Origin of the sequence: Streptomyces aureoversilis, assembly GCF_042657885.1 — a bacterium.
Lineage (GTDB): Bacteria > Actinomycetota > Actinomycetes > Streptomycetales > Streptomycetaceae > Streptomyces > Streptomyces aureoversilis.
In genome coordinates this window covers 579,761-594,801 of the sequence record NZ_JBHSKJ010000001.1, presented here as the reverse complement: position 1 = coordinate 594,801, position 15,041 = coordinate 579,761, and the positions used below count along the sequence as shown (strand labels likewise).

Annotated in this window: 13 protein-coding genes; 6 read left to right on the top strand and 7 right to left on the bottom strand. The window is 71.9% G+C overall.

What is annotated here, in order from left to right; translation table 11 throughout:
• Positions 1-254: 254 nt before the first annotated feature.
• Complete coding sequence (locus tag ACFPP6_RS02485; RefSeq protein WP_382036559.1) at positions 255-1,010, top strand: serine hydrolase; 756 nt, start codon at positions 255-257, stop codon at positions 1,008-1,010.
• Here ACFPP6_RS02485 and ACFPP6_RS02480 read toward each other — a convergent pair.
• The 4 genes from ACFPP6_RS02480 to ACFPP6_RS02465 form a co-directional block, all read right to left on the bottom strand.
• The gene (locus ACFPP6_RS02480; protein ID WP_382036556.1) at positions 960-2,114 is read right to left on the bottom strand and encodes an aminotransferase class I/II-fold pyridoxal phosphate-dependent enzyme; all 1,155 of its coding nucleotides are present in this window, start codon (positions 2,112-2,114) and stop codon (positions 960-962) included. The genes ACFPP6_RS02485 and ACFPP6_RS02480 overlap by 51 nt on opposite strands.
• 129 nt (positions 2,115-2,243) lie before the next feature.
• Positions 2,244-3,143, bottom strand: a complete 900-nt coding sequence (locus ACFPP6_RS02475; protein WP_382036553.1) for a galactosyltransferase-related protein — start codon at positions 3,141-3,143, stop codon at positions 2,244-2,246.
• Positions 3,131-5,161 (bottom strand): glycosyltransferase, encoded by a 2,031-nt coding sequence (locus ACFPP6_RS02470; protein ID WP_382036551.1) that lies wholly within the window; start codon positions 5,159-5,161, stop codon positions 3,131-3,133. Before ACFPP6_RS02470 ends, ACFPP6_RS02475 begins: the two co-directional genes overlap by 13 nt.
• A complete protein-coding gene (locus ACFPP6_RS02465; RefSeq protein WP_382036548.1) occupies positions 5,158-6,696 on the bottom strand; it encodes a carbamoyltransferase C-terminal domain-containing protein in 1,539 nt (512 codons plus the stop codon). The genes ACFPP6_RS02470 and ACFPP6_RS02465 overlap by 4 nt, the downstream gene beginning before the upstream one ends.
• A 144-nt stretch (positions 6,697-6,840) precedes the next feature.
• Between ACFPP6_RS02465 and ACFPP6_RS02460 the strand changes: the two genes are divergently transcribed.
• Positions 6,841-7,758: a galactosyltransferase-related protein gene (locus ACFPP6_RS02460; protein WP_382036545.1), complete on the top strand. Its 918-nt coding sequence runs from the start codon at positions 6,841-6,843 to the stop codon at positions 7,756-7,758.
• A gap of 24 nt (positions 7,759-7,782) precedes the next feature.
• Here ACFPP6_RS02460 and ACFPP6_RS02455 read toward each other — a convergent pair whose 3' ends face one another.
• From ACFPP6_RS02455 to ACFPP6_RS02445, 3 genes are all read right to left on the bottom strand, one after another.
• Positions 7,783-8,886: a glycosyltransferase family 2 protein gene (locus ACFPP6_RS02455; protein ID WP_382036542.1), complete on the bottom strand. Its 1,104-nt coding sequence runs from the start codon at positions 8,884-8,886 to the stop codon at positions 7,783-7,785.
• Positions 8,883-10,574 (bottom strand): carbamoyltransferase C-terminal domain-containing protein, encoded by a 1,692-nt coding sequence (locus tag ACFPP6_RS02450; RefSeq protein ID WP_382036540.1) that lies wholly within the window; start codon positions 10,572-10,574, stop codon positions 8,883-8,885. The genes ACFPP6_RS02455 and ACFPP6_RS02450 overlap by 4 nt, the downstream gene beginning before the upstream one ends.
• 393 nt (positions 10,575-10,967) lie before the next feature.
• Complete coding sequence (locus ACFPP6_RS02445; protein ID WP_382036537.1) at positions 10,968-11,903, bottom strand: CAP domain-containing protein; 936 nt, start codon at positions 11,901-11,903, stop codon at positions 10,968-10,970.
• A 279-nt stretch (positions 11,904-12,182) separates the two neighbouring features.
• On the opposite strand from ACFPP6_RS02445, the gene ACFPP6_RS02440 reads away from it, so the two are divergent.
• The 4 genes from ACFPP6_RS02440 (at position 12,183) to ACFPP6_RS02425 (ending at position 14,894) form a co-directional block, all read left to right on the top strand.
• Positions 12,183-12,767 (top strand): TetR/AcrR family transcriptional regulator, encoded by a 585-nt coding sequence (locus ACFPP6_RS02440; RefSeq protein WP_382036534.1) that lies wholly within the window; start codon positions 12,183-12,185, stop codon positions 12,765-12,767.
• 215 nt (positions 12,768-12,982) lie between these two features.
• The gene (locus tag ACFPP6_RS02435) at positions 12,983-13,369 is read left to right on the top strand and encodes a VOC family protein (protein WP_382036532.1); all 387 of its coding nucleotides are present in this window, start codon (positions 12,983-12,985) and stop codon (positions 13,367-13,369) included.
• Between the two features lie 4 nt (positions 13,370-13,373).
• Positions 13,374-13,703 (top strand): TfoX/Sxy family protein, encoded by a 330-nt coding sequence (locus ACFPP6_RS02430; protein ID WP_382036530.1) that lies wholly within the window; start codon positions 13,374-13,376, stop codon positions 13,701-13,703.
• 297 nt (positions 13,704-14,000) lie between these two features.
• Positions 14,001-14,894 (top strand): hypothetical protein, encoded by an 894-nt coding sequence (locus ACFPP6_RS02425; RefSeq protein WP_382036527.1) that lies wholly within the window; start codon positions 14,001-14,003, stop codon positions 14,892-14,894.
• Positions 14,895-15,041: the final 147 nt, after the last annotated feature.

The window sequence follows — 15,041 nt, the reverse complement described above, 5'->3', positions numbered from 1 at the left end:
CGGGTGGGGTGGGTGGGGTGGGTGGGGTACGGTCGCGGCTCGTTGCACGACGGCTCGCGCGCACCGGCGGGGTGGACGCTAGCCACGGCTGCCCGGGGAGGGCATCGGGAACGCTACGGATTGACAGGGTGGCGCCCCCGGGCGCATCGCACCCGCCCCTGCCACTGCCCCGGCCTGCTCCTGCGCCTGCCCGTCCCATGAACGCCGACATGCCGGACGGCACCAGGCTGTGTCTCGCCGGATACGATGCCGGCATGCTGTCGATGGTGGTGGCACCGTGGGGGCGCGGTCCGGCGGTGCTCCGCAATGCGGACGTTCCCCATGATGCGGCGAGCATGATGAAGGTGGCCGTTCTGGCGGCTCTTTGCCGCAGCGGTGTCGACATGGACGCGCAGATACCGGTGGTCAATGAGTTCCGGTCGGTGACGGGCAGCAGCTACGGCAACAGCCCCGCGTGGGACAGCGATCCGTTGCCCTGGGAGCGGGTCGGGGGCTGCGCCTCGGTCCGCTGGCTCGCCGGGCGCATGGTCACCCACTCCTCCAATCTGGCGACGAACCTGTGCCTGGCGCAGGTCGGACACGAGGCAGTGGCCCGGGTCTGGCGGCGGGCGGGGGCCACGGCCGGCGGCAGCCCGCGCGGGATCGAGGACTACGCGGGGCGCGATGCCGGTGTCCACAACCGCGTCTCCGCCCGGGACCTCGTCCGGCTGCTGGAGTCCCTGGAGCCGGAGGTGCTGGCGCTGCTGGAGCACAACGTGCACCGCGTTGACATCGCGGCCGGGCTGCCCCCGGGGACTCCCCTGGCCGGGAAGAACGGCTGGTTCCCGGGGATGCGTCACAGCGCGGCCGTCATCCGGCCCCCCGACTCGGCTCCGTACGTCCTCGCCATCTGCTACACGGGGCGGCTGGCGAACGGCCACGCTGCCGACGATCCCGCCGCCCGGCTGCTGGCCCGCATCTCAGCCGGAGTGTGGCGGCGCCGCCACGCCCTCGCCGGCCGCGGCGCCTGACGCCGAGCGGCCCAGGGACCCGCCGTTCCCGGGTGGGCCGGAGGCACCGCGGTCGGGGACGGTGGCCGTCAGGGCTTCGACGGCGGTGGGGTTGAGCAGGTTGATGCGGACGTGGCCGGGGTGTCCGCCGAGTTCGAAGTACCGCTCGTCGAGCGCCAGGAACCAGCGGTGCGGGACGCGTGGCCGGCCGAAGAGGAAGAAACCGGTCTCGACCGGTGTCCAGGCGTCGAGCGCACCGCTCGCGGTCAACCGCGCGTGGTTGTCCCGGATGTGCCCGACCAAGTCCCCGTTGCCGTGCCCGAGCATGAGGTCTGCGGCACGGTGGGCGAACAGCCGGTCGGAGACGGCGACGTCGCCATGGAGGTTGGTGTGCAGATCGGCCAGCTCCTGACGCAGCGTGGCGGGCACCAGCAGGTGGGCGCAGCGGTATCCGTGGATGGACAGGTACTTGGTGGGGCAGACCATGCGCAGCGTGTGCTCGGCCGGAAGCCGGGCGCTCGCCTCGCCCGGCCTTCCGTCCCAGGGCATGTACTGGAAGGTGCCGTCCACGAACACCATCGATCCCGTGGCCTGCTGCCATGCCGCGATCACGTCCAGGACAGCCACCGGCACCCGCCGCCCGGCGTACCAGACGGGGTCGGTCAGCACGAGGACCGTTCGCTCCCCGGGCAGGCTCAGGTCGAATTCCGGCTGGTAGGCGTGCCCGGAGGCCACCGGAACCGGCTCGATGCCGAACCTGCGTAAGAGGTAGGCCAGTTTGTAGTACACGGGCGCCACGTAGTGGATCCGCCGGTGACCGTTCACGGCGAGCCAGGTGACGAAGGTGCCGAGCACACTGCTCGAACCGCCGGCCGGGACGACGTTCCGCTCACCGTAGGCCACTCCGTCGTACCGCTCGTGCATCGCGGCGATCCTGGACCGGAGATCCAGGTCTTCGTCCAGGCCCGCGTACCGGGTGATGTCCGCCAGATGACGCGGCGCGGTATCGGCGAGCGGCCCGAGATACCGCTCCACGTAGGGGTGGCCGCCGTTGTAGTCGGAGAGGAACACGCGGGCGCCCGGTTGCTGCCGCTCCGCCTCGATGTGTTCGTGCAACTCCAGCATGCGGAACAGCGAAGGGTTCGCAGTTCGCCCGGACCCGGTCTGCATTCTTCCCCCTGGTGTGCCTGGAGACCCTGTCGGCCCGGCCCGGCAGCCCTACGGAACCCGACAGTCCTACGGAGCGCGACAGCCCTACGGAATGCGGAACCGGGCCGCGGAGCGCAGGTCCTCCTCGATCATCGCCGCCGGCCCCGCCGCCAGGCGTTCCCGCAGGCGGTCCTTGTTGGCACCCCACTCCGGCCCGGCGACATAGTGGCGCGGATGTTCCAGGTGCAGGCAGGTGAGGGAGGGCTCGGTCATCCAGGCGCGGACCAGCGGGACGCGCGAGGCGGTCTTCGCCAGCAGGTCGTCGTCCTCGCAGCCCCAGCCCGTGTAGGCCGGGCAATAACCCCCGACCTCCGCGAACCGCTCGGCCGGCACCATGAGCTGGCCCCAGTGGAAGGGCGCCTGGCGTTGCATCCACGACGGCAGGTCGGGGTCGTACGCGGGCGGTGGCGGCCAGACCATCGGGGTGGGCACCCGCATGCAGCCCGCCCCGATCAGTTCCCGCTCCATCCGCTCACCCCCGTAGGGGACGAGAGCGGGGCCGGGAGCCGCCGTGACGTAGCAGGTCCGCCCGGCCGGGGCCGTCACCCGGATGTCGACGGGCTCCGGCAGGCCGGTGCGCGCCAGGGCCGCGGCGCCGCCGGGCAGCCGGTACATCCAGGGCTGGGCGAACGCGGCGCCGTCCGCCAGCCGCAGGGCCCGCCGCACGAAGTCCCGGCCCAGCGGGAGGACGTCGGCGTCCGTCAGGCACAGCACGGGGGCCCGGGCTTCGGCGGCGGCGATGTTGCGCAGCGTGCCCGCCGACCGGATGCCCGGGTCGGCGCGGACGACCCGGGCCCCCGGGAGGTCCACGCCGAGGTCCCCGGCGGTCGCCACGACCACTTCGCAGGGCACGTCCTGCGCCAGCCAGGCCCCGGTGACGGCGGCGAGCCCGGCGCGGCCCCGGTGGTCCCCGTACAGCGGTATGGCCACGGTCACTTCGGGCATGAGGTTCCTTCCTGCCGGGCACGGCGCCAGCGCGCCGAGGGGCTGAACTCGACGCCGTTCTTCCACAGGTGCAGCAGGTGGTGACAGGCGGCCGGCCCCTGGGCGGCCAGCAGGTCGGCGTGTTTGGCGAGGATGTACTGGTGCTCGTCCACGAACTGTTCGCCCGCGGAGGCGAAAGTGAGCGACTCGGCGTGCCGCCGGTAGGAGAAGAGGGCCCGCGGGACGATGTCCCCTTCCTGCCCGGAGCGCTCCAGCCGGATCAGCAGTTCGACGTCGTCGAGCGTGGGAAGGCGCTCGTCGTAGCCGCCGACGGCGGCCAGGGCCGAGCGCCGCAGGAGGCGGGTGCGTTTGCCGCCGGTGCTGAGGAAGGGCATCAGGGCGGGAACCGTCCCCAGAGGCGCGTCCATGGCGTTCACCAGCCCGAAGTGCCGCACATAGCAACTGACATGGCCCAGCTCGGGGGCCCGTTGGAGGGCCGCCAGGGCGGTGGCGACGCAGTCGGGCTCCAGCAGGTCGTCCCCGTCGAGGGGGAGGACGAACTCGCCGCTCGCCGCGGCGATGCCCGCGTTGTACGCCGACCCGGGCCCGCCGTTGCGCTTGTCGACCTTGATGACTCCGGTCAGTGCGTCGAAGGCGGCACGCGTCGCGGGATCGGTGGAGCCGTCGTTGACCACGACGACCTCGGTCCGGGGATGGGTCTGCGCCCGGACGGAGGCGAGGGTCTCGGCCAGCCACCGGCCCTTGTTGTAGACGGTGATCACCACCGAGACGACGGGGGTGCCTGCCGCACCCGCCTTGCGGGGGCCTCGGCGCGCTTCGCGGTAGGCGTCGGCGAGGATCCGCACGGCGGAGGCGGGGTCGCTGTGGGACCGTACAGCGGCGGACGCCCGCCGGGCTGTCGCGTCCAGGAGGTGCGCGTCGGCGCCGGTGAGCCGGTCCAGCAGCCGGGCCAGCGCGTCCGGATCGCCCGCCGGGGTGACGAGCCCGGACACCCCGTCCGTGACCAGTTCCGCGGTGCCCCCGCCGGCGGCGCACACGACCGGGCAGCCGTGGCTCATCGCCTCCAGCGCCTCGTAGGGGCGGTTGTCCCAGCGCGCGGGGACCACGCACAGCCGCGTGTTCCGCCACAGGCTCCCCCGGTCGGGGGCTTCGGCGGGGTCGAGGAAGGTGACGCGTCCGCGCAGCGGTCCGGTCACGAGCCGGTCGAGGTGCCGGTCACCGAGCAGTCCCGCGCCCGGGCGGCCGGCCCTGCGGCCGAACAGCGTGAAGGTGACGTCCGGGTCGGACTCGGCGAGCCGGGCGGCCGCGGTCAGGAACACATCGGCTCCGCCCAGCGTGCCGACCGGTCCCGCGAACGTCACCTGCCGCAGCGGTTCGTCGCTCGGCGGCCGCGTGAGGAGATCGGAGGGGGCCAGCGGGCAGGGGCTGTAGCGGCACCTGCCGTTGAGGGACCGGGCGTATCCGGCGACCCGATGCGAGGGGAGCAGCACCAGATCGGCGTGGCGGATGCAGTACTCCTCGGCGTACGTGGCCATCGCCCGGTCGGTGTCCCCCGGGTGTTCTCCGCTGAGGGGACCGGTCAGGGCGGCGGGTGCGTGCGCCCGTACGGTCAGGGCGGTGTCCGGGAACTCGCCGAGCAGCCGCTTGGCCCGGATCGTCGTCAGTCCCTCGCCGTCGCGGTCGGGGAATTCCACCGCGTCCAGCCCGGATTCCGCGGCGAGCGCGCGCAGGGTCTCGTAGATCCGGTCGGCGTGGGCGTGCGCGGGGGTGAAGTAGGTGTACCCCTCGGGCCCGGCGGCGAGCGGGACGGGCCGCAGACCGTGTCGTTCGGCCTCGCCGAAGTCGCCGGTGGCCGAGAGCAGATGGACCCGGTGGCCGTCACGCGCCAGTTGCCGGCCCGCGTTGAGGACGTATCTGCTCACCTGGTCCCACGACGGCCGGAAGTCACGGACCACCAGGGCCACCCGCAGGCCCTCCCCCGCCCCTGCCTTCGCCCCCGCCGCCCCAGTTGCCGTCACAGCCGCCGGTAGCACTGGTCGCCCACCACCATGATGTCCACACCCCGCTTCTGGCAGTACCGCGTCAGATCGGACATGCGGTTGATGAAGCCGAGGCCGTTGAAGTTGAGCGAGGTGTTGCACAGCACCCCCGCGCCGTACTGCGCGGCGAAGGCCGAGAGCAGGGTGTGCAGGGCAGGGTTGGTGTCCGGGGTGACGGTCTGCACCCGGGCGGAGCCGTCGACGTGGGTGACCGCGCGCAGGTCCGCCGAACGCACCTTGCGGAAGAAGAGCATGTACGGGTCCTCGAAGCCGCCGTGGAAGAGGCGGTCGGTGTCCTCGGCGCGGCAGCAGGGCGCGATGGGCCGGTAGCCCTCCCTCTTCTTGATGGCGTTGAGCCGTTCCCTGGTGCTCTCCCGGAACGGCTCGGCCAGCAGTGAACGGTGGCCGAGGGCGCGCGGCCCGATCTCCCAGCGGCCCTGCACCCAGGCCACCACCGCGCCCTCGCCGATGGCCCGCGCCAGCGCTCCGTGGTCCAGCGCGGACCGCTGCCACACGGCGGGATCGGGCTCGGTGTCGTGGACGAAGTCCAGGCCGCGGTAGACGTCCCACTCGATGCGCGGGTCGCCGGTGAAGTGTGCCAGGGCGTCGGCGGCGGTGCCGATCGCCGAGCCGGAGTCGTTGGCGACAGGCGGCACGAACACGGAGGAGAAGTGGCCGAGCCCGGCCCACATGGCGTTCCAGTCACAGTTCAGGCCGCAGCCGCCGGAGACGAGCAACGGCGTCCCCGCGGGCAGGTGCGCGCGGGCGGCGTCGGCGAAAGTCCTGAACAGGCGGCTGCTGAGCAGCGCCGCCGCGGCCTTGGTGCGGGGCGACTCGACGCCCGCGTCGTGCAGCGGGGAATCCCGGAAAGCGTCCTTCGGCGGCGGGTAGACGGTGGGCAGGGCGAGAATCCGGTCGACGGCCTCCGTGGTCTCCCGGTCCGCGTCGCCGGGATCGGCGTAGGCGGCCAGCGCCATCAGCTTCCCCGCGTCTCCCAGCCGGGGTGCCCTGGCCTCCGCGGGGAAGGAGGGGTCGGCGAGCGCGAAGAGGAAGGCGTAGCGGCCGCCCGGCTCGTCCAGCACCGGAATGTGGCGCACGATGCGGCAGTCCCGGTCGACGAGGTAGAAAGCACCCGTCTCGCCCTCCCACACCAGAACGCTGCGCAATTCCGCGTCGTCCGGTGGCGCCAGGGCGAGTGCCGCCATGATGTGCGAGCGCTCGTGGGAGGACGAGAACCAGCGGACTTCCTTGCCGAAGAAGCGCGAGGTCCGCTGCTCGACGGCGTGCGGCCCGGTGTACCCCGCCCCGACGACGCGGTACGCGACCGGCGGGTCCTGGTTCCAGCCGCCGAGCGCGATGACATCGGGCAAGTCCCCGGCCAGCTCGGCCGCTTGGAGCAGCCCCGTGGCGCCGAGGGCGGAATAGCGCTTCCCGGAGTCCTTCTCCGCCTCCAGCGAATACAGCAGCTTGCGGTCCCGTACGACGGCGATCGTTCCGTCGTGAGCCGGCTTCACGGCGAATATCAGCAATTTCCGACCCTTCTCGGCATGGGGGCAGGCATGGCTTTCTCCTGTGGGCTCCGGTGGTTCCCGAGCGCGCTGGCCGAAATTCCCACGGCCGTGTTCTGCGGAATGGTCCGCGGATCTATCGTTCCGGAAATGACCGGGTACACGACTGAAGTGAGCGTGATCATTCCGCTCTACGGAGAGCACCGAGGGCGGACGAGCATTCCCGCCGTGACCGCCGCGTGGCTGGCCCAGGACGTGCCCTGCGAGGTGATCATCGCCACCGCGGGCGACCTGTCCCTCGGCGACACCGGCGGTGCCCGGCTGGTGCGCGCCGCTCCCTCGTTGCGCGCGCCGGGGCTGCTGCGCAACGCCGGGGCGGCTGTGGCCCGCGGCCGGATGCTGTACCTCTCCGACGCCGACGTGGCACCGCTGGGGCGCGACTACCTGACCCGGGCCCTCGCCGCCGCCCGGCACCGCGAGGGCGCCTGGGCGCAGCCGTGGATGTACCGGCTGGACGGGGCTGGGGAGCATGCGGAGCACGGCCCGGTCGTCGACCTGCGTCCCGGGCCGAGCCGCGACGGCCGGCCCTACTGCACGGTGACCGCGGGCCCCGGAGGGGTGCTGCGTCCGCTCCCCGGCGAGGTCATCGTCCGGCGCAGCATGCTGCACTGCGGCACGGTCACCGATGTCGCCGTCATGTACCCGCCGCCGGGCCCTGCTCCGGACTCCGGTGACCGGCGCGACTGGCGGGCCCCCTTCCACTGGGGCGCGATGCTGCTGGAGCGCCGGCTGTTCGATGCGGTCGGCGGCTACTGCAGGCGCTACTACGGCTGGGGCGGCGAGGACGACGACCTGTTCGTGAAGGTCGCCTCTCGGACTCCGGTGACCATGGCCTGGGCCGAAGCCGGTACGGGCATCAGCTGTCTGCACTTCGAGCATTCCTACCCCTACAGCGGCACGCCGGAGCGGGAGGCCAACAGCGATCTGTACGCGCGGCGGACGGCCGAGGGGCCGGAGGCCATGATCGGGCAGGACCTCGCCGACGCGCGGGCGGCGTCCCGTTCCTGAGGCTGCCGCCGGCTCCCGCCGCGCTCACGGCACCAGTTCGTAGCACTCGACCCCCGGCCGGCCGGCACCCGCGGCGCGCCGCAGCCGGTGCCGGGGGAAGCGGCGTTCCCCCAACGGCTCTCCCAGCATGCTCCGGTAGCGGTCGAGGGCCTGTTCCAGCCGGGCGCGTTCGACGGCCCGCGGCACACGCCGGCCTTCGTGCCGCAGGTGGAAGGCCACCCAGTCCAGCGCGGGCACGACCAAGATGCCACTGGCCGCCATCAGGGCCCCGAAGGCCAGGTCCTCCGCACCCCAGCGGGTGGCGTACTCCTCGGGGAACCCGCCGACGGCCACGGCGTCGGCACGCTTGACGCAGAGGCTGTGGCTGCTGACCATGCCGGGCAGGTCCCAGAAGCCGATCACCCGGCCGCGTCCGAAGTCCTTGAAGCACCGGCTCTCCTCGACGAGCTCGAAGGACGTCCGGTCACAGTGCGGGACATCCCGGTCGGCGGTGGTCATCAAGTACCGGTCACCGCCCCGGTCGCTCAGCCACCTCCAGTCCCGTTCGATGCGCGGTGTGTGCGGGCTGTCCGGGGCGAAGAAGACGTCGGGGCCGGTGTTGTCCCGGAAGCCCGTGAACATGCAGCCCTCGGTGTGCTGCTGCCGCAGCGCCAGCAGTGCCATCGCGTTCCGTGACACCCGGATGTCGTCGTCCAGGAACACCACGGTGGAGCCCCGGGCCACGGTCAGCCCGACATTGCGGGCCGCCCCCGCGCCCATGCCTACAGGGTTGCGGACGACCGTCACCGGCACCGCGAGGCCCGCGTCGAGCACCACTTGGAGCACGGGCGGGTCGGAGCCGTCGTCGACGACCACCACCTCGAAGCCGCGCCAGAGCTGGGCCTCCAGCCCGGCCAGCGTTCCGGCCAGCGACCGGGCGCCGTTGTACGTGGCGACGACGACCGAGACCGGTTCCGAGATCCCCTCCGGCATACGGTCGAGGGGGCCGGTCAGGTCCGGACCGGTCGAGGCGAGACCGGTCAGGGCGAGACCGGTGCGGGCGCGGAAGGCCCGCTCGGCCCCGGAGTAGTCGTTGCCGTGCGCGCGCAGGCCGTCGAGCACGGTGGCTGTCGCGACCGTCCCCGTCACGAACGCCTGACCAGATAGGGCGGCATGGCGAGCAGATCGATGTCCGGGCTCGCCACCATGAGGTCCACCCCCTGCTCGGGTGTGAGCACCATCGGCTCCCCCTTGATGTTGAGCGAGGTGTTGACGACCCCGGGCAGTCCGGTCTCCTCGGCCACAGCGGCGAGCAGCGCCCCGAACCCGGTGTCCGCGTCGGGGACGAGCTGTGCCCGGGTCGTACGGTCCACGTGCACTCCCGCCGGCGCGCGCTCGATCCGCTCGCGGCCCACCAGGTGCATGTTGAGCATGTAGTCGCTCAGCCCCTGGACCGGGGGCTCCATGTCCAGCGCGCGGAAGCCCTGCGCGGTCAGCGAGAGGGCGGCGGGCCGCCAGGGCTCGCGCCCCTTGACCCGGTTGATGCGGTCCAGCGTCGTACGGTGCCGGGGCGAGGCGAGCAGGCTGCGGGCGCCCAGCGCCCGGGGACCGAACTCGTTCGGGCCGTCGAACCAGGCGACCACCTCACCCTGCGCGATCGCGGCCGCGACCTCGGCCAGCAGCCGGTCCTGCTCCAGGGCGACGGCGGTGCAGCCCGCACGCTCCAGGGCCTTCTCGACCGCCCGGGCCGGCACCGGCGGCCCGAAGAAGACGGGCTGTCCCGCCTCGGCGGGCAACGGCGCGGGCATGGTGCCGAACAGCGCCTCCGCGAGCAGCGCGGCGCCGAAGACGGTCCCCCCGTCGTTGGGCGCGACCGTGCCGGAGACCCTGGCGTAGCCGCTCTCCAGCGCGATCCTGCGGTTCATGTGCGCGTTGAGCGCGACGCCGCCCGACAGCAGCAGGGTGTCCTCGCCGGACAGCCGCCGGGCCCGGGCGGCCAGGGCGAGTCCGGCCTCCTCCACGGTCAGCTGGGCGTCGGCGGCGAACGGCGCGTAGTCGAAGGCGTTGGCCGAGGAGTCCGTGTACGGGAACACGTTCTCCTCGAAGGCGGCGAGCCACTGCTTGCCCAGCTTCTCCCAGCTCGGGCCGCCTGCCAGATCGCCGCGCAGCCGCCGGTCGAGGGAGAAGCCGCCGGTCGCGGCGTCGAAGGAGATGAACCGCATGTCGCTGGTGCGGCCGTAGGAGCTCAGCCCCATCAGCTTGCCCGCGCCCCACCAGCCCAGCTTCGCGTACGCTGCCGCCGCGCCGTAGAACATGCCCAGCGACCAGCACTTGTCGTAGCGCTCCAGCAGCCGGAAGCGGCCGTGGTCGACGTGGAACAGCGAGGTCGAGCCGTCGCCGCCCCAGCCGTCGGCGACCAGGATGTCCGCCGTCGCGTAGGGGTTGAGGAAATAGGCACCCGCGGCATGGCACAGGTGGTGGTCGAAGAAAGTGATATCACGCGTGCCCAGACGGGAGGCGAGGTTCGGCAGGATCGTCTCGGTCAGGGCGTCGGTGACGTGCACCCCGCAGGGGATGCCGGGCGCCTCGGTGACCGGGGTGCCGGGTGGGGCGTCCGCCCACGCGTAGCCGATCGCCTGGATCTCACGTGGATGCACGCCGAACGCGTCCAGCAGCACGCGCACGGCATCCTCCGGGCCCTCACCCGGGGCGTGCCGCCGGCGGCTGACGCGTTCCTGCTCCAGCGCACCGACCACCTTGCCGTCGACGGCGAGACAGACGGCACCGTCGTGACAGCCGGGGACATCAGGGCGGCCGACGAGACCGAGGACGATCATCCGCACCTCCTAGAGGGACAGGGCGTGACCTGCCGCACCAGAGTGACGCGGCATGGCCGCACGACCCCGTGTCTGTTCGACGGATGTCCCGTTTCACTCCTCGATCGGCTGGTTCGGCAGACTTGCGGATCGCAAACCGCGGGCGATGCCCTGGCTTGTGATCCGACAGCGCCTACGCTCGGCCGGGCCGGACTGCGCCCCGAGGAACTCGCCGCGCACGGGGACGAGTTGGAGGTGGGTGCCGTGCTGTTCGAGCCGATCGCCAACCTCCCGGCGGACGTGATCACCGGTGCGCCGCCCGGCGCCGACGGCCGGCTCCGTCAGGCGCCCCGCCCGCGCCTACCGGTTGCAGGCGAATGTGCGTCGTCGCCGCCGGGCCGGGGGTGCGGCGGGTCAGCCGACGAAGTCCTGCGCCCACCAGTAGGTGCCGTTCGGGTCGATCGTCACGCCGACGCCGGTGTACTTGTGCCGGTCGTCCAGGATGTTCCGCTCGTGCAGCGGCTCCTTGATCCAGGCGTCGACCACCGACCGGGCGTCCTTCCAGAAGCCGCGGGCGCCCGCGGCGTTCTCGGCGACCTCGCTGAACGGGCGCGAGTAGCCGTACTTGCGGAGCGAATCCATCGTGCTGATGTAGTGGCCCTGCTGCTGGCGCCGGGCCTGCTCGTCGGCCGCGTCCTGGGCGGCGCGCTCGACGACGGGGTCGTACTCCAGGCGCGTCTTGCCGTGCTGCGCGCGGTAGTCGTTGACGAGGTCGAAGACCTGGCGCTGCAGCGAGGTGGAGTCCGGCATCGGATTCGGGTTCCCGTCGCCGCCGCCGGAGAACTTCCAGACCTGGGACGCGGTGTAGTTGCAGCTGTAGATCTGGACCGGAGTGCCGTCGTTGGTGTTGCCGCCGCGCACGTCCAGGCACTTGTTGGACTGCGGGTTGACCAGGACGTCACCCTGATAGCGCACCCACTTCTGGGCACCCGAGCCGTTGCAGTCCCACAGCTGGACGGGGGTCCCGTCGGCGGTGCCGCTGGACGCGACGTCCAGGCACTTGCCGAACGCGGTCATCGTGGCGCCGATCTCACCGGGCTGCTCGACGTACATCCACTGCTGGGACTCCGTGCCGTTGCAGCCGTAGAGCTGGACCGGGGTGCCGTTGTCACGGACGCCGCCGCGGACGTCCAGGCACTTGCCGGCGAGCCCGACGAGCGGGCCGGCCTGCGCGGCCGCCTGCGCCGGCGCCGGCAGGGCGGTGACACCGAGCGCGGCCAGGGCGAGGGTGCCCCATATGTGGGACACCTTGAGCGACTTGGCGGGCGACTTCGTGGTCGACATCTGCATGGGTCCCGTTTCCTCAATCCTCGAGTGGCCCCGGGACGCGGTGCGCCCGGGGTGTTTGCCCCACGGACGCTAGGAACGGGCGTTCAACAAACGGTCGACGCCGACGACGGCGCATCATCCGCGGCTGGGACCTCGCCCGCCACTACGGCGACACCACACCGGCCGGACACCGGCTGGGCCGCATCCGGCAGCAGGACGCGGTGGTGCCGTACGCGGGCCTTTCCCCAGCTACCCTCATGTTACGTACGTTCGTACTGATACATGGAAGGGGTTCCGATCGTGACAGAGGAGGCCGAGCGGCGGCCGCGCCGTACGCGCCGGCATGACCCGAATCGCCGGGAGCGCATCGCCGAGGTCGCGGAGGAGCTCATCGCAGAACGCGGCCTGGAAGGCCTCAGTCACCGGGCGATCGCCGAGCGGGCCGACGTCTCGCTCAGCTCCACGACCTACCACTTCGCCGACCGCGAAGCCCTCATCCAGGCCGCACTCGAGCGCGCCGCCGACCGCTTCGCCGGCTTCGTTCGCCAGTGGGCCGCCGAGCATGCACAGGACACCCGCGAGCAGCTGGCCGAGGCGCTGGCGGATTCCGTCATGGCTTCTTTGGGCGAGGGCCGGACCGGGATGGTCGTGGAGTTCGAGCTGTATCTCGCCGCGCTGCGCCGCCCGGCCCTGCGGGAAGCGGCCTCGCGCCTGACCCGGGAGAGCGTCGAGGCGATGACCCCGGCGGTGGGGCCCGTGCTCGCGGCGTGCATTCCGCCGCTGATGAACGGACTGTGCCTGCAGGTGATGACCGCGCCCGAGCCTGCGGACCGCGAGCAGGTCCTCACGGTTTTGAGGCAGGCACTGGGGGTGACGCCCGCGTAGCCGGGCTCACAGCAGGTTGCGGACAGGCCCGCCGCCGACGCGCAGGAACCAGAGTTCCGCCGACGCGTCGACGGCGGGCCTTCCTGCATGCGCGATGTGACCTGGGCCACCCTTTGCCTCCATATTGGTACGATCGTCCGTACTGATGAGCTAAAGTGAAGATGCCACGAAAGCGTGAGCAAATGATCTATATCGGACATCGAAAGGAAAGAACGATGGCGAAGGCAAATCCCTGCAACCTGGTGGACATCACGGTGCCGCAGGTGGCCCACAGCGAGGCGCAGAAGTTCTACACCGAGACCTTCGGATGGTGCGTGGACATCGACATCCCCGGTTACCCGATCATGGGGACCGGTGACGGCGGCGCGCAGGTCGGCCTGATGTGGGAGGGCAACCCGGATTCGGGTGACCTGGCGAAGTTCTGGAAGACGGGCAAGGCGATGCCGTTCCTGGGCACCGACGACATCAACGCCACCATCGCCGCGGTCGAGGGCAACGGCGGCAAGGTCCTGACACCCAAGCGCCAGAAGGGCCCGGTCTCGGTCGCGGTCGTCCAGGACCCGTGGGAGAACCAGTGGTTCCTCTGGCAGTTCGGCGGCTGACCCGATGGCCTACGACGAGGTGCTGGCGGACAGGGTCCGCCGGCACCTGGAACGAGCCGACCTGGATGCCGTGGAGAAGAAGATGTTCGGTGCGGTCTGTTTCCTGGACCGGGGGAACACGGTGGCCGGGGTGTTCGGGGACGACCTGCTCGTACGCGTCGACCCCGACGACATGGACGACGCCCTCGCCCAGCCCGGCGCGCGGCCCTTCGAATTCCGCGGCCGGACCTCCAACGGCTGGGTGCACGTGGCGGGCGAAGTCCTCGACGACGAAGTCCTGGACGAATGGCTGAAGGCCGCCTGGGACGCCACCGCCGGACTACCGCCCAAGTAACCCGCCGGGCATGGACCGACCCCACGTCCCCATGGGCCGGCCGTGCCCCCGCTGCTCCTCCTGGCCTCTCCCTCGGCCGGCTCCTCTTCGCCTACCGCTCCCTGCTGTTCTGCCTCCCCGCCCTGGCGCTGCTGCTCGCTACTGCGTCCGCCCCCGTACCGGTCCTGCAGGCTGTAGCCACCCGCCGGGTGGAACAGCTCAGCGAGTCCCTCCGAGGTCACCGCGGGGATTGGGCGGGGTGGACAGGCGGGAAGGCTGCCGCTGATCGTTGTCCATCGCTCAGAGGGGACCGTCGTGGTGCGCAGGAGTTCACGTACGACCGCGCAGAAGGGTCATCCGTTCGGTCGCCGCCCCTCCGGCGGGGTGGCCGATGTGCTGTGGGACTGGTCGAAGTCCGGCACCCGGCATGCCGCCCGCAACCGGCTGTTACGGAAGCTGCCCGGAGTCGGGGCCGCGGCGGCGTACCGGTTCGGCCTGGTCGAGCGGCCGCACTACGCCTACGGTGTGCGCCGTGCCACCGAGCTGGCCGCCAGGCTGGGGCACCGGGGTGTCACGGTGGTGGAGTTCGGAGTGGCCGGCGGCAACGGGCTGCTGGCCCTTGCCGAGCACGCCCGGTACTACGCCGCCGCCACCGGCGTGGCAGTGCGGGTGGTCGGCTTCGACAGCGGTGCGGGCATGCCCGCCGCCAAGGATCCCCGGGACCTGCCCTACCTGTTCGGTCCCGGCTTCTACACCATGGACCACGACCGGTTGCGCGCCCGCCTGGGCACGGCCGAGCTGGTGATCGGCGACCTCGCCGAAACTCTGCCCGCCTACCTCGACACCCACGCCCACCTGCTACGCGATCACCCGGTCGGCTTCGTCAGCCTGGACCTGGACTACTGCTCCTCCACGAACACCGCCCTGGGCCTCTTCCGCGGCCCGGCACACGAGCACCTGCTGCCGCGTGTCACCTGCTACCTCGACGACCTGCCCGGAACCATCGAGCAGATCGGCGAAGCCGCCGCGATCGCCGATTTCAACACCGCCCACACCGACCGGCCGATCGGCCGCGTCCTGGGCCTACGGGCGTTCACCCCCTTCGACCCGCCCTGGGCCGACCAGATCTACGTCCACCACCGCCTGGACCACCCCGATTACGGACGCCTCGAGATCGGTGCCACCGGCGACCAACTCCCCCTGGATCACTGACGTTCGGGGCCACAAGACGGGGTGCGCGATCCATGACGATCGCCCACGCGAGGCCCCGGCGCGCTGTCGCCCCGGGCCCTGCGTGTCGGGGGCACTCGCGTCGGACGGATCCTCAACGGCTGAGGTGCCGATCTTGAGACTTGGACC

What these genes read in the sequence shown, in the direction of transcription:
- ACFPP6_RS02460 (WP_382036545.1), top strand. Translation starts at nt 6,841, where the DNA reads ATGACCGGGTACACGACTGAAGTGAGCGTGATCATTCCGCTCTACGGA.
- ACFPP6_RS02480 (WP_382036556.1), bottom strand. Translation starts at nt 2,114, where the DNA reads ATGCTGGAGTTGCACGAACACATCGAGGCGGAGCGGCAGCAACCGGGC.
- ACFPP6_RS02430 (WP_382036530.1), top strand. Translation starts at nt 13,374, where the DNA reads ATGGCCTACGACGAGGTGCTGGCGGACAGGGTCCGCCGGCACCTGGAA.
- ACFPP6_RS02485 (WP_382036559.1), top strand. Translation starts at nt 255, where the DNA reads ATGCTGTCGATGGTGGTGGCACCGTGGGGGCGCGGTCCGGCGGTGCTC.
- ACFPP6_RS02475 (WP_382036553.1), bottom strand. Translation starts at nt 3,143, where the DNA reads ATGCCCGAAGTGACCGTGGCCATACCGCTGTACGGGGACCACCGGGGC.
- ACFPP6_RS02450 (WP_382036540.1), bottom strand. Translation starts at nt 10,574, where the DNA reads ATGATCGTCCTCGGTCTCGTCGGCCGCCCTGATGTCCCCGGCTGTCAC.
- ACFPP6_RS02435 (WP_382036532.1), top strand. Translation starts at nt 12,983, where the DNA reads ATGGCGAAGGCAAATCCCTGCAACCTGGTGGACATCACGGTGCCGCAG.
- ACFPP6_RS02445 (WP_382036537.1), bottom strand. Translation starts at nt 11,903, where the DNA reads ATGCAGATGTCGACCACGAAGTCGCCCGCCAAGTCGCTCAAGGTGTCC.